This is a genomic window from Paenibacillus hemerocallicola (genome assembly GCF_006265175.1).
GTDB classification, from domain to species: domain Bacteria; phylum Bacillota; class Bacilli; order Paenibacillales; family NBRC-103111; genus Paenibacillus_AB; species Paenibacillus_AB hemerocallicola.
This window is the reverse complement of sequence record NZ_VDCQ01000036.1, coordinates 57,299-71,720: the sequence shown is the minus strand read 5'-3', so window position 1 is coordinate 71,720 and position 14,422 is coordinate 57,299. Positions and strand designations below refer to the sequence as shown.

The 14,422-nt window shown below is 56.7% G+C and carries 7 protein-coding genes; 2 read left to right on the top strand and 5 right to left on the bottom strand.

Going from position 1 to position 14,422, the window contains the following annotated elements; translation table 11 throughout:
• Positions 1–19 precede the first annotated feature (19 nt).
• The gene (locus tag FE784_RS23165) at positions 20–1,342 is read right to left on the bottom strand and encodes an ABC transporter substrate-binding protein (protein ID WP_139604627.1); all 1,323 of its coding nucleotides are present in this window, start codon (positions 1,340–1,342) and stop codon (positions 20–22) included.
• 136 nt (positions 1,343–1,478) lie between these two features.
• On the opposite strand from FE784_RS23165, the gene FE784_RS23160 reads away from it, so the two are divergent.
• Positions 1,479–2,297, top strand: a complete 819-nt coding sequence (locus FE784_RS23160; protein WP_139604626.1) for an AraC family transcriptional regulator — start codon at positions 1,479–1,481, stop codon at positions 2,295–2,297.
• 489 nt (positions 2,298–2,786) lie between these two features.
• Here FE784_RS23160 and FE784_RS23155 read toward each other — a convergent pair whose 3' ends face one another.
• Both FE784_RS23155 and FE784_RS23150 read right to left on the bottom strand, forming a co-directional pair.
• Positions 2,787–7,238: a copper amine oxidase N-terminal domain-containing protein gene (locus tag FE784_RS23155; protein ID WP_176706450.1), complete on the bottom strand. Its 4,452-nt coding sequence runs from the start codon at positions 7,236–7,238 to the stop codon at positions 2,787–2,789.
• A gap of 697 nt (positions 7,239–7,935) precedes the next feature.
• The gene (locus tag FE784_RS23150) at positions 7,936–9,243 is read right to left on the bottom strand and encodes an ABC transporter substrate-binding protein (protein WP_139604624.1); all 1,308 of its coding nucleotides are present in this window, start codon (positions 9,241–9,243) and stop codon (positions 7,936–7,938) included.
• Positions 9,244–9,465: 222 nt separating this feature from the next.
• Between FE784_RS23150 and FE784_RS23145 the strand changes: the two genes are divergently transcribed.
• Positions 9,466–9,744 (top strand): helix-turn-helix domain-containing protein, encoded by a 279-nt coding sequence (locus FE784_RS23145; protein WP_139604623.1) that lies wholly within the window; start codon positions 9,466–9,468, stop codon positions 9,742–9,744.
• Positions 9,745–9,834: 90 nt separating this feature from the next.
• Here the strand turns inward: FE784_RS23145 and FE784_RS23140 are convergent, their stop codons facing one another.
• Positions 9,835–11,667, bottom strand: coding sequence for an FAD-dependent oxidoreductase (locus tag FE784_RS23140; protein ID WP_218103798.1), 1,833 nt, complete (start codon positions 11,665–11,667; stop codon positions 9,835–9,837).
• A gap of 222 nt (positions 11,668–11,889) precedes the next feature.
• Complete coding sequence (locus FE784_RS23135; RefSeq protein ID WP_139604622.1) at positions 11,890–14,364, bottom strand: hypothetical protein; 2,475 nt, start codon at positions 14,362–14,364, stop codon at positions 11,890–11,892.
• Between the last annotated feature and the right edge of the window lie 58 nt (positions 14,365–14,422).

The window sequence follows — 14,422 nt, the reverse complement described above, 5'->3', positions numbered from 1 at the left end:
TTTGCTTGCCGTCGTTCGTTTATTTGTTCAATTGCGCCTCGATGTCTTTGTTCGTCTTCTCCTCCTGCTCCCTGAGCGCCGTGTTGATATCTTTCTGCTTGAGCAGTACGGCATTGTAGGCGCTGTTCAAATTGTTGAACGCGATGCTCTGGTACTTGCTGACCGGAGCCGCCGGGGCGAATTGCTTCGGAAGAAACGACTGCGTATTTTTATTTTTCATGAACGGGATTCCCTGGCCGTACGCTTTCATCGCATCGCGGTTTTTCAATACCGGGAATATGCCGTTCATGGCCAAATGTCGCTGAAACTCGTCCGAAGTCAAATAGGAAATAACCGAAAAGGCATCGTCCTTATGCTTGCTCGCGTTGTTGATATAGAAGTACGTAGGGTACGACTGCGGCCCGACGTTCGGCTGATCTTTATATACCGGATAAGAGACGACGTCCCAGTTCAGCCCTTCCTTGAACCGGACCGACCCGAGCGTGCTGAGCGCGAGGAACATCGCCGTCGTCTGGTCTTTCTCGAAAAATTGCAGCTGCTTCGTATAGCCGACCGTATCTTTGTCGACACCGTTGTTCTGAATGTCATACAGCTTGGTCAGCATATCGAATACGTTTTTGAAGGCGTCGCTTGTAAACGTCGCTTTGTTCGTCTTCGGATCGACGTACGGGATCGATTTCTGATTGAGCAACGACGTGTGCGAGAACGATATTCCGAGCCCCCGGTATTGGAGCTGGCCGTCAGCGCGGGACATTTTCTTGGCGAGCTCGTACAAGTCGTCCCAAGTCATCCCGTCCTTCGGATACGCCACGCCGAATTTATCGAACAAATCTTTGTTGTAATACAGCGCGGTTGTCGTCGTGAACACCGGAAGCCCGTATAGGCCGCCCCCGGCGATTTGCCGGCCGATGTCGACCGTCACCGGCTCCAGACGGGACAGGTCGTAGCCGGTTTTTTTGACCAAGTCCGATACGTCGTACTCCATCTTGTAGTTGAGCAGCGTTTCCGAGGTTTGCCCGATCGAGTTGAACATAATATCGATCGGCTGTCCGACCGTAATCAGCTTATCGAGCGCGGTATCTTTCGTCAAAGCGATAAACTTGGGCGTCACGTGCGGGAACTTTTCTTTGATTTTGCCGCCGAACGTCTTATTGAATCCGTTTTCATCAAAATCCCCGGAAGTCGAATAAAAAACGAGCTCCACCGGATCGCGCTTCGCGTCTCCCCCTTGAACTCCCCCGGTTTTCCCGTCCGCCACCTGCTGCGTCTTGCCGGCACAGCCGGTCATTACGGCTCCGCTTGCCAGCATCGCGGCGATGAGCAGCAATCCCTTTTGTCTCATTACGTTCTCCTCCCTTTTTGTGCACCGTCGATTGTATCGGTAACAATCGTTATTGTAGCGAAAATCGATTATACTGAGTATGAACTATGTGCTATCAAGATGAACAATCTGATTGAATCGTCGGGAGTGATCGGATTTGACGCCGGAAGCGAATACGGGGCCGCTCGCGGAAGTGCTTCAAGCGGATTATGCCTACCATTTCAAACCGTATCAGACATCCAGAAGGAAGCTGAACTACTATTACTTTCGGCTGCAGGTGGAAGGGCAATGCCAGGCGATCGTTCACGGGGAAATGACTTCCATTCATCCGGGCGACCTGCTGCTGTACCGCCCCGGGGACATTGCGGCGATCCAATTCGTGAGGCCGCCGGAGCAGCCCTCGGGCAAGGCGCTTCTCAGCGGCAATTACTACATGTCGTGCAGAGGGGCATGGCTGGACGAATGGTGGGCCCTCTCGAACAAGCCGCAGAAGCTGAAAATTCCTCTCAGCGAAAGCGTTCTTACAATATTCAAAGAAATCGTCCAAGAGCAGCGGCGATGGAAGGACAAGAAGCCTGAAGTTTCGGACTACCTGCTCCGCGTCCTCTGCCTTATGATCGAGCGCAATATGCACGATCTGGACAAGCACGGGAAAAATCCGTCCCTGCTCGTTCAGCGCATGAAGCAATATATTATGGAGCATGCCACTTCTCCCCTCAGGCTCGAAGATGTGGCGAGAGATGCGGGGATCAGCGTGCCCCGGGCCGTGTCGTTGTTCAAATCGGCCTTTAACCAGACGATCATGCAATATGTATTGGAAGTACGGTTGTCGATCGCCCGCGACCGCATCAAGTTTACGATGACGAATCTGGAGCGGATCGCCGAATCGGCGGGCTTCGGAAGCTATACGTATTTCCACCGGGTATTCCGCTCCAAATACGGCATATCGCCGAAACAGTACCGCGATCAATACTGAGTGCCCGCCATGGAATCGAGTAGAAGGTGGCGACTAACCATGTCTCCGGGTAAAAGAGCCATCGAACCGGTGGCCCGAACCCCCACAGAACCCGGCGTGCGGATTTCCCGTACCGGGCTCTTCAGAAATGGCTTCACGGCACCCTTGTCTCTGGCTAACGGTAGACGCTCGCCAGCACCCGCTCGGGACTTACACCCTAAAGATGGCGCCATGCTTGGCGTACATAGAAAAAAACCCGGCAAAACCTGCCGGGTTTTTCAATTATGCTTTCTCCATCCATTTCGTTTCCTGCTCCCTACAGGTCGTTCCGAGGCTACACACCCATAAGCGCGCTCCTGTCCGTCAGTAGGATCGAATGAGGGCCATTCGCTCCTGTCCGTTAGCTCCGGCTACCTATGTCGGCTGCATTTTCCCTCCCGTGCTCTCGTTGCAGTCCATGCTCCGACAGCTTCAGGCCGTCGCTTCTTCGCCGGACAGTAGGGCGACTTGTCACGGACTCGACCCGGAAGCGGGAGCTTGCAGCGGCGCAATCGTCCCCCCGGAGATGCTCCTCACGCCGCCCGAGACGGTTGCGGCCTCCAAACGGTACGTGAAGCTTTGCGTGACGTCCGGCACCTCGACGATAAATTCGTAAGGATACACGTTTGTCGTCTCCGTCAGCTCGGGTCCGTTCCCGATCCGGTAAATGAGCGACACGCTTTGCGTCTGAGCCGGCTTATCCGTCATATAGACGTATGCGTAATAAGACTCGGGACTCATTTGCAGCACCATCGCCTTGCCGTAAGTGTGCTCGGATACGGTTTGCCCGAGCTGCGGCTGGCCGTTCAGCTCGTAGGCCATCTGCGAGAACGCCGGCGCCTGCACGCCCGGGATGCGCAGCACGGCCGCCTTCAAGCTTTTGGCGGGAATCGTGACGGAGAAGCTGCCGTTTATTACGTCCGTCTCCATCATGCTGCCGTCGGGAGCGTACAGCTCGGCTTTGCCGGTGAAGCTGCCGCCGCCGGGAACCTTGCTTCCAAGGTAAACGCTCGTCGTAACGCTCGCCGCGCTTTCGTTCATCAGGGCGAGGCCGAGCACCCCGTCTTTGCGCGCGGCCAACCAATCGATTTGCATGTTGTCCGTCTCGACGGTATCCTCGTCAAGCCACAGCCACATCCCCTGCTCGCCGAAAAAGCTGCCCGGGGCATGTCCGTATTGATTCGAATTGAAGTAAGCATATCCTTGCTGCCGCAGCGAAGGAAAATGGATGCGGTTATCGGACCAAAGCTGCGTCTGATTGATCAGGAAATCTTCGAGCATCGAAAGAAACGGCGGCAGATGATGCCAATAAATGCCCGTATAGTCGGGTCCTTGCAAAGGGTACTCCGGTTTTTGCTGGAATGTCGTAAACGCATTCTGGTAATAGCCCGAATAATTGGTAAAACGTCCGACGATCGCATTGCGCGCCGTATCCGCAAAATACGTATCGCCGGTGTATTCGGCCAGCTTCATCAAGTCTCCGACCCAGCTCGACATAATAATATTCGAGCTGCGCCCGAACGTAGAAGACTGTTCCAGCCCGAGCCCGACCCGGGACGGAATCCACCCCGGTACTTGCCCCTGCTGCTGTTCGATCAAGTAATTGCTCGCCAGATTCCCCGGATCGCCGGGCGGACGCCCGAGACGCTGCTGCTCGTCTCCGTGCCACCAGAAATGGCCGCTCGCTTCGTTGCCGTAATGGAAATTGCCGCGAATATGCGTCATGTCGTTCACCGTCACGGGCTGGTTCAGCTTGCCGCCGTCGATTCCCGGCACCCACAGCGTTGTAGTAAGCCAACGGGCCGCCTGCTCGGCCGCGGCCAAATCGGCCGGATCGCCCGTCACCTCGTACAGATCGATCAAGGAAGAAATATTCGGATAATACGAGATGTAGATAAAGCTCGACCAGTCGACCGGCACCGTCTGCGGCTTGTAGACGACATCCGTCACGTATTGCCGAGCCTGCTCCCGGGCTTTGTCCAAATACTGCGTCTCGCCCGTATATTTATACAAATACAGGTTGTTCGAGAAGGTAGGGATCGAGCCGTACGAATTGGTCACCGTCGCTTTGCCCTTCTCCAGACCGTATTTGTACAAGTAAGGGACGGCTCCGCGGGTCATTTCGTAAAGCCCGCCGACCACATTCAAGTTGTAGCCGCTGATCGGGGAACCGATCGATTTCGGCAAATCGGCTGACTGCCAATACTCAACTCCGCCCCACTCCGGCGTCCGGTTGAAGTGCAGTTCTTTGCGCGTCAGAAAATTGGCCAGCGTAGGGATCGCTCTGCGGGTCAATATGTCCTTGTCCTCGGTTAGCAAATATTCTTGCAGCGCCTGCATCGGATTGGCGGAGGAGGTCGCATTTTTCCCTTCCATATTATAGTGGGCCTTATCGTATACGTCCCAACCGCCGAGATCGTCGTCCATCATCAGTCTGCGGGCGTTGAAAATCGCATCGTTCAAATTGCCGTATACGTTCTGGCGGTAATCGTGAACGCCGAACAGGTCCTGAGCCACGAATTTGTATGAATCGTACCAATCCGACACCCGGCTGATGACCCGGTATTGCAGCGTATAGCTTTGGCCGGCGGCGATATTCGCTTCCGACGAGCCCAGCACGGGAGCGAACAAGGAGCCCCTCGGACTGTAGCCCGAACCGCGCATCGCGATGCCCAATTTACCGTTGCTGCCGTATACCCACCGCAGCGGGATCCACGATGGCTCCGCCACGACCCCTTTCGTTACGGCGTGTCCGGGCGCATACGCATTGTTCGGGTTCAAAGTAATCGTGCCCATCGGCGTAAACAAATATTGCTCGGTCATCAGCCCCGCCTCGGGCCCGATCCGCTTGCCCAGCACCCGGTAAGGCGCGAGCGCGAAGTCGTACTGCGCGTCGGTGAACTCGCGTCCTTCCCACGCCCCGATCGAGTAGCTGCCGGCCTGATGGAACGTTGCGCTCACGGTTACCTTCGGCGCCGGATTGTCGCCGTCCAGCGTCCACACCGAGCTGAAGTCGGCGAGCGGCTCGTTGAAGAGCAGTTCCACCCCGCCTCCCGCCGTAGTCGCGTAATCGGTCGGGATAAACCAGTGCATGCGGCCGGCTTTATACAAATCGGTGCCCGCATACACCTTCTGCTTGCCGCTTTCCGTCGTATATTTGCTCTTGTACGAATACAGATCCCGCGCAGTCGAAACCGTCGAGCCGGAATCGGCGGACAGTACGACATAGCCGAGCTCCTCCGACCGGGTTTTCGTCTTCACCCAATCGTTCTCGAAGCGGGCGTACACTTCGCTTTGGACGACCTGGCCGTTAGCGGTTGGCACCTTATAGAACACGACCCGGGTGCTGGCGTTTTCCAGGGCGATGCTGTCCGCCGGCTCGTTATCGGCCAACGCCCAGGCCGGGAAGCGCTCCGCTTCCGTTCCGAGCGGAGTGGCGATTTGCAGCAATTGCCCGTATTGATCCGACGGAACCGCTTGCAAATCGGCCGTGAGCAGCACCGCGTCGCAGCGGGCGTAGAAACCGGACGTATCGTACAGCTCCAGCGTGTGCTCCCCTGCCTGCAGCCCGACGACGCCGGCTTCCACCCATTTGTATCCGTCCTGCCCATGAGTGCCGAACGTTTGCGGCATCATCTGACCGTCGAGACCGATGTTGAAAAACCGCGCTCCTTGCTGATTCGTTGCGAAATCGCGCGACCTCACCCATATTTTATAAGTGCCGGCTTGCTCCGTGCGGAACGGGGCGACGGCCGGCAGCGCCGACGACGGATCGGCCATATCGGGCGTAGCTCCCGGCGCACTCGGAATGATCCCGCGCAGGACGGTGCCCTCGAACGCTCCGTCAATGTTCCCCTCCATCGTCCATGTGCCAAAATCTTCGAAGCTGTCAGGCCTGAACAAAAACGCATTCTGCGGAATCATCGCGACAATCACTACCGTTCTTCCCCCTTCGTCCCAATATGTTGTCGCTCCGTAGTATTGCTGCACAAACGATAGCGGCACGAGCAACACGCCTTCATGGCGCATGACCGTCTGCTGGAGCGCCACATTCTTGCCGTTTACATAAGCCATGTCATGGCCGTTCATCACCTGAAACTTGTTTCCGTTCTTGACGGCAGTCTCCTGATACGTTGCCGCATCGACCGTGACTGCCGCCCCCAGAGCGGCGAATAGTTCCCCGAACGGCACCATCGGCGTTGCATTGGCGAGTACGGGCTGCACGTTCAAATCGACATATTCGCCGTTCAGCCTCACCGCAATATCGACGGGAGGACGATTCGGGTCCGGCTGGCCGTTCACGATCGTGCCGGGTATATATCTCTGGGATGCAAGCGCTTGCAGCGTAGCCGAGTCGTCCTGAATCGTGTAATTCAAATCGTCCGTAATGACGATCATATCGAACCGGGCGAAATTGCCGCGGAAATCGATCGCCTCCAGATCGAACTCTCCCCGGATCATCGGCATCGGACCGCTCGATTCCCAGCGCCAGCCCTCCGTGCCGTGAGCGCCGTATTGGGCCGGCTCGCCCGCTGCGAGCTTCAGCTTGAACGGTCGGGTTCCGGGGCTGACCGAGAAATCGCGGGAATGCACCATCGTTTTGTAGAAGCCGTCGGACGGAATCCCGTATTTTGCGACGGCGGGCGTCGAGCTGCGATCCTTCCCGTCCGTGCCTCCCATCATAATGTCCGGAAGCGGACTGCCCCTCTTGTCGGCCGGCTTCGTCCAGTTGCCCATATGGGCAGCAAAGCTCGCCGCCGTCAGCACGATGTAATGCTTGTCCGGCTGCATGCCGGACAGTTGCCCGACGACGCCCTGCCCGCTCGAATTGCCTGTCTGCGCCTGCGCGGAAAGAACGCCGAAGCCGGGGCCGGTCAGCAGCATACATAGCGCGAGCAGCATAACCGTCATTTTTTTCATCATTATGTCCCTCCCTTGACTAAGCCCGGTCTTAACAGAAATCGGGCCGTTAGTTCCGCCTGCTTTCATCGATCCAAGCTTTGGTTAAACGCTTTCACAAAACCGTTTCGCTTAGGCCGCTTGCCTTTCCATCGCCCGATGCCTTTCGCCGCCGCAAGCGGAAGCTCCATAACCCTGCGTCATCCCTCCTTCATAGTCTCCCACGCGTCCGCATGCAGCGCAGCCTCAATCCAACAGGGGTCCGGACACGTCATTATTGTAATGGAAATCCATTTTTCTGAACATTCACTTTTTTTAGACGAATATATCCAATATTTCCCGTGCCGAATCGACAAAAAACGAGCTGACCAGACATCCAAAAATAAAAAAAAGCCCGGTTGCCGTCTGCCGAACCCCACTCACTAACGGTATAAAATTCCGCTATTTCGCATTATTCTGCTATGTCGTCCGAAGTAACGGAAATCCGTTCCGTTGTTTCGAAAAAAAGGACGAGAAATCGGTCGAAACGGACAAATAACGAATCGCCGTTCCGTTACTTTTTTTGCCGAAGCGCAATCGGGGGCAATAACGTACTCGAGTTCCGCTATCGCTCCCCGCCCCGCCCCCGCTGACACAGCTCGAGATTACCGAACCTCATAGCGCAAATCGCCGCCCCTACGTGCGATTTCTGCGAACCTGCTCGCGCCCGTTGTCCCGCCGGTTACTTCGTCGCCCCTTTCTCCGTCTCCACCATCTTGTTAATTTCTTCGTCGACCTGCTTCAAGGCCGTATTGACGTCGACTTCGCCGTTCACATATTGGCGGAACTTCGTCCCGACGAGCCCTTCCGCCTTCGATCTGTACATCGACGCTTTCGGATACGGCACCGGGTTGCTCTTGAATACGCTCGGCAGCTTCTTGTCTTTCAGCTGCGGGTTATCCGAGCCGAGAGCCTTCTTCACCTGCTCGCTCTTCAGCGGAGACAAGCGGCCCTTTTTCGACAGCGCCATCTGCACTTCCTCGGAGGAGATCAGATCCATCACCTGGGTCGCCTCGTTCAAATACTTGCCCGTTTTGCTCGCGATCATGACATAGACGCTGGCGTTGCCGTACGTATTCGGCTTCTCCGTATAGATCGGGTATTGGGCGATGTCCCAGTTCATCCCGCTGGCGTCGGCGCTCGTCAATTGGGTCAAAATGTTCAAATCGAGCAGCATGGCGAGCGTCTTCGTCTTCATGAACTGATCCTTCGCCGAAGTGGAAATCAAGCCGTTGCCGGGAATTTCATAAATCGACTTGCCCAGCTCGAAAACCCGCTTCCATTTGTCGGTAGACATCGTCGCCTTATCCGTAGCCGGATCGATCGCCGCGATCCCGAGCGGCTGAGACATCCAGATGACGCTGTTGCCCGGATCGAGGCCCCGATACTGGACCGCCCCCTCCGCGCGCGTCACCCGTCTGGCCAGCGCGATCAGCTCCTCCCAGGTCATGCCGTCCTTCGGGTACTCCACGCCGAACTTGTCGAAAATATCTTTGTTGTAGTAGAGCGCATGGTAGTTGACGTTGAACGGAAGCCCGTACAGCTCGCCCTTGCTGGACGCGTTTTTCACGTCATCGATATAGTTCGGCTCGAAGCGGCTCAAATCCACGTTATGCGTTTTGAATAAAGAGGTCATGTCGAATACGAGCCCTTTGTCGTTGTAGGAAGCCAAGTTGCCGTTGAAGGAGATGACGATGTCGGGAATCGTTCCGGTCGCCATCAAATTATCGAGCGAGGTCGCTCCGGTTTCCGGCATGAAATTGAGCGTGATGTGGGGATATTTTTTGGTTACGTGCTCTTGGACGAGCGTCTGGAATATCGTGTCGATCGTGGCGCTCGCGCCTTGGCTCGCAATTTGCAGCGTGACGGGCTCGGCTTTGGCCGGAGCGGGCTTTTTGCCGTCGCCCGACGGTTCGGCCGACTCGTTGCCGCAGCCTGCGGCGGTCAGTACGGTCACGGCGGCCAGTGACGCCATCCATATTTTTTTCATGGAAGTCCCCCCTGTCGTTTTCGATTAAACGCTTTCAAATGTAAGCCCTTTCGTGTTAAAATGCCAACCAACGAGCGTTTCGGAATTCGAAACGCCGAGCTAGCGTATTCCGCACTTACCGATGACGGGAGGCAATCCCCATGAGCACGGTTCCGTCAAGCGGCTTTGTGCCGCGCCTGATCTATTCGATGTACTGGCCGCATAAAGGCAAATTTTTGTACTATGAAGACGATCTACGGCTCGGCAGCGGAGCTTCCGGAGCTGAAGGAGCCGGACCCGGCGATGGTGAAAGCGGCCATGATGATTCAGAAGAAGGCGTATCGATCGTTCAGCCTGAAAGAAATCGCCGCTGCGCTCGGATTCAGCCCCGTCCGGTTTACGCAAAAATTCAATTCGGATTTCGGCGTCAATCCGCTCCAGTACTTGACCTCGCTCCGTCTGGAACAGGCCAGAAGCTTGCTGCTCGAGACGAATTTGACTTTGGATCAAATCGCCGAATGAATCGGCTGCCGGAACGGCTATTATTTTGAGCCGGATTTTCATGAAGCATCTCCAAATATCCCCGTCCATCTATTGGTAAACGCACAGGGTCTAAGGCCTGCAGCGAATTTCCACCACTCTCGCATGATCGAGTCCGTTCGTCTCGATCGCTTCCAGACGCAATCGCTTCACCGCGGTCAAGTCGACGACGAACTCCAGCTGCCGCTTGTAATTGTCCCGGACGTGAGCGACTTCGCTCGTCTGTCCGTCGACGTGCTCGGCAACAAGTCTGAGCTCCTTCAGCGTCTCGGGCTGCGCCCCCCATCGCATTTTGGCTCGCGCCGAGCTCTGGTGCGTCAGCGCCAGCGGACGATGAAGCCCGCTGTCCAGCACGACCGTAATGCTGCCGATGTCCACCGGCTCGGACCAGCTGAATGCCAGCCAAGGAGACGGATCGGTCGGCTCGGACATCCAACGGTGCGTACCCGGCGAGGTCAGGTCCGGACGTACGCCGAGAGGGCCCGATACGGTGCGCGTATGCCGGTCCACGACTTGAGCGGCCGCTCCTTCCGGCTGCTCCGAGGAAGCGCTTACTTTCGCCTCGGCGGCAAGATTTCGATCCTCCAGCAGCCTGCCGGGCAAATAAGCGCCTTGTCGCAGCAGCTGTTGTTGGGTTTCATGGATCATCGCCTTATCCATGCATGCTTCCGGCAAGCTTAATCGCTTCCTCAGCGCTGCCGCAGCGAATGTTCCCAGGCCTTCTCCCATCACCGCGCAGGTTGCCATGACCCGAGTGCTGGCGAAAGCGAGATGGGTAGCCGACATATTTCTGCCGGCAAACATCAAGTTTTCGATCTTGGCGCTGACGAGCGCCCTTAACGGTATGCCGTACATGTAGGGGGTAAGCGGTTGATCGCACGGCTTCACGTCCTTGGCATCGATGCCCCCGGGAGGATGCGTGTCGATGGACCATCCGCCGTACGCGATCGTATCTTCGAAATCTACAGCCAGCTCCAGATCGTTCCGATTCAGTATATGCTTGCCGATGAAACGGCGCGATTCCCTCTTGCCCGGCAGGAAACCGAACCAGTCCAGCGCCCAGTTCTCCGATTGCGGATGATCGCCGCTGTTTTTAATATGATCCCATACGCCGAGCATAATGGCCAGCAGCTCGTCGCGGATCGTTTCGTTATCCTTGATCGTATCCAGCATGCCTCCGAATTCTACCCACCAGTACCCGTATTCCCAGGAGTGATGGGGACGGAACTTCAGATCCTCCTCGGTAAACGAGCGTACCCAAGACGGCGGTATGAACGGCATCGGCTTGCCCATATCTTTGGCCGTAAACAGCAGCGTGGATCCTAGACTGTATTCGTCCCGAACGCTGCGGCCTTCCGATTCCGCGATATCTTCGGAAGCTTCCCGTCCGGTCATGTACGGCGCCCCGGCCTCTTTGCCGAGCCGTCCGTCTCCCGTGCTGTCGACGAACATGTCCGCGAATATGTCGAAGCCGTCCTCCGTGCTTTCCCGGTTCGCATACACGGATACGATCCGGTCGCCGTCCATGCTTGCCCCGACGACGGTAGTATTGAGCAGCAGCGTCAAATTCGGTTCGGCGCGGCATTTTTCGTACAAAATCAAATCCAGCATGGAAGCGCTGCTCTGCGGATTGCGAACCGCGCATTCGAGCATGATTTCCTCCAATATGCCGCTCTCCCTCGACTCCGTCTGCAGCTCCCTTCCCCTCGTCGACGAGCCCGACACGTGCATACGGACCTCGGAAGAAGCGTTTCCGCCCAATACGGGACGATCCTGGCACAAAATCACCTTGGCTCCGTTGCGCGCCGCGGCCAATGCCGCCGCCACGCCCGCCATTCCCCCGCCCGCGATAAAAAGCTGCGTGCTGAGCACCGTCCGGGTGCCGTTCGCTATATTCGGTTTCAAGCCGGTATCCTCCAATATCATGGTTGCGCATTGCGGGAGGCCGCGCGCTGCCATCCCGGATGCTTACCTCCATCATAAAGAACCGGCCGCCGTTTTGAAATGCCTTCTTTTAAATCCGATTGTATACAAAATTAAACGGACACGGGAAAATATAAAAACCGCCCGTTCCCCACAATGGGAAACGAGCGGTTTTGCCGTGAAGCAACAGCATCGCGGTATGGATTACCAGGAAATATCGATCGTTCCGGTAATTTCGCTTAACCGGATCCGGTTATCCGATCCGTTTCCGGACAGGTCCAAATACGTATTGCCGTTCTTCACTTCCACTCTCCCGGACCGCAAAGCCGCGAGCGGCGGATATATCGTCACGTCCGCGCTGCGCAGATTGGATACCGTAATTTGGCGAACGGCACGCTTGCTCGGCGTCGGGAACGGCTGATTTTCCCGGCACGTTACGCGGGACGACTCCGACTGGTTCACGAAGACGCGGCACTCGTCATGGAACGTACGATCGAACGCTACCGTCGAGGCTCCGACGCCCATAACAGCGGTCTGCCCCGTAATGACGGGTACGCCATCCGGGAAACGCATCCGCAGCGATACCGAAGTGTCCTGCTTGCAGCCCGTGAACAGATACGCATTGTCGTGCCTGGAAACGAAAGACAGCGCAGAGCTGGCATTGCGCTCGTGCTTCGACTGCAATAGCGTGTAGCCGAAATGGGCGAGCATATATCGGGCGATGACCGAGGAGTCCGTAAACTCCGGCTCCTGCCGTCTAGGCAAATGCGTTACGCCTGCGGGCTTGATCGGCAGCGAGCCCCGTATCCAGCCGATCCGTCCGCCGCTCCACTCGGGTGCCGATCTGCTGACCGCAAATGCGCGTTCCTGCCCGTTCTGAGTGGCCACGGCACCTATCGCCGTGTAAGGATCGGCCGAATCGCGGACGACTTCGCGCAGCCCCCCGCCGGACAATAGGGGCTCGTGCCGGAGCGAATGGCACTCCGTCTTCTCGTTCTCCGCCTCCATCGCGATCGTATCCTCCGGCAAATTCACGCTTAACGCAAAGTCGCCCTCCAGACCGTGCGACATGTCCAGATTCAACAGCTCCAGCAGCAAAGGATCTTCGACGGCGCCGTACAGCAACACCTTGCCCCCGCCCCGCACATAGTCCGCGATAAGCTGCGCCGGCTTTCCCTTCACCCAAAACGCCGACGTAAACAAGATCGTATCCGCGAGCTTGCGGATGGCCGAAGCCTCCATGGCGTACAAATTGTCCGTACTGAGCACGGTATTGACCGGCAGCCCTTGATTAATGGCATGGCGGACGAACCAATCGTTGAAAAAGGCGTCAGGCGCATTCCCGGACGATTCGGCCATCGTCTCGTGCAGCTCGCGGAACGGATATACCCATGTCAGCAGCCCCGGCTCATCCGGCGCATCCTTGAAGGCCCGTTTGATATGCGGTACGATCTCCATCGGGCAGTCCTCCAGCAGCTCCCCCTTTTCCGTATCGATTGTCAATATTTCTACGATACCGGGGCTTTCCAGAAGTCCCTCCGCATTTACGCGGGCAGCGGATAACGGACAATAAATGTCGTGCGGCTCTCGGTCGTACAAATCCCGCCACGGATTTTGCCAAAACCACGGGTCGTTGGCATAAAACCGGTACGGGTATGTTTTACCCGGCAAATGCGCGATCCGCGACATGTAACCCGTCATCTCCAGGCCAAAGTCGAAGTTAAGCGCTCCCCATGGCGAATTCGGCGGAGGAAGCTCGATATACTTTTTGTCGTAAAGCGCAAGCATCGGGATGCAGTCTTTGGCCAAATCCATCCCTGTGCCGTAATTCGTTCCGCGCAGCTCCGTCCGGTAGTCCGGGCATTCCCGCTTGAACGCGTCCCAGAACGACATCATTTTGTCCGCCAGCTCGCGGTAATCGGCGAGCGGCAGCTGCGTCCCGTTATAATTGGCGCCCAAATACGTCCATGGAAAGTAGGACAGCGCAAAACCGTTGGAAAACCAAATATAATCGAAGCCGAGCGTGGGCAAGAAGCTGGCGCACTGCCGGCCAAGAAACTGTCCGAAAGGCGTGCCTTCGGGAATGCCGTCCGGATAAGCGGCATAACGGACATCGTCCGCCCTCAGGCTGGACCAGCTGCATACGACCGTATAATCGGCTTTGAGCGATATAAATTGCCCGCCCAGCTCGGCGCGATTGATTTCGGGGTGCAGCTTGTATTTGAAATCGGAATAGGCGAATTCCGGGCCCGCGTCAAAGGTCGCGCCTACTTCCATGCGGGCGCCGTATCGTTCCGCGGCGATCCGTTTGAAGGTTGCGACGATCGTTTGCAAATCCCCATAGGTGATTCGGGCCGGATTCTCGATATACGGGATCGCGATTTTCGGATCGCTGCGATCCTTTATATGTCCGAAGCATTCTTCATTGGCGAACCCGATGTAGCGCGCCCATTCGATTTCCCGCCGCAAATCGCCGTCCCATGTCAAAATTTCGCTGCCGTCCGCTATCCACAGCAGCATGGAGCAACTATCCGCCATACCGACCAACGGCTGCCATTGCCGGAGCACCTCCGCGCACACGGCCTCTATCGCCTGCGGCTCCATGCTTTTAAAGGGCTTCAGGCTCATTTCCAGCGTAACCCGTTGAAGATCGCGTTCCTTCCTCCGTACCTCGCTCATCTGTTCCTTCCTCCTCATTCCGCACACAGTCAAATCCTTCAATATTGCCTATATTTAG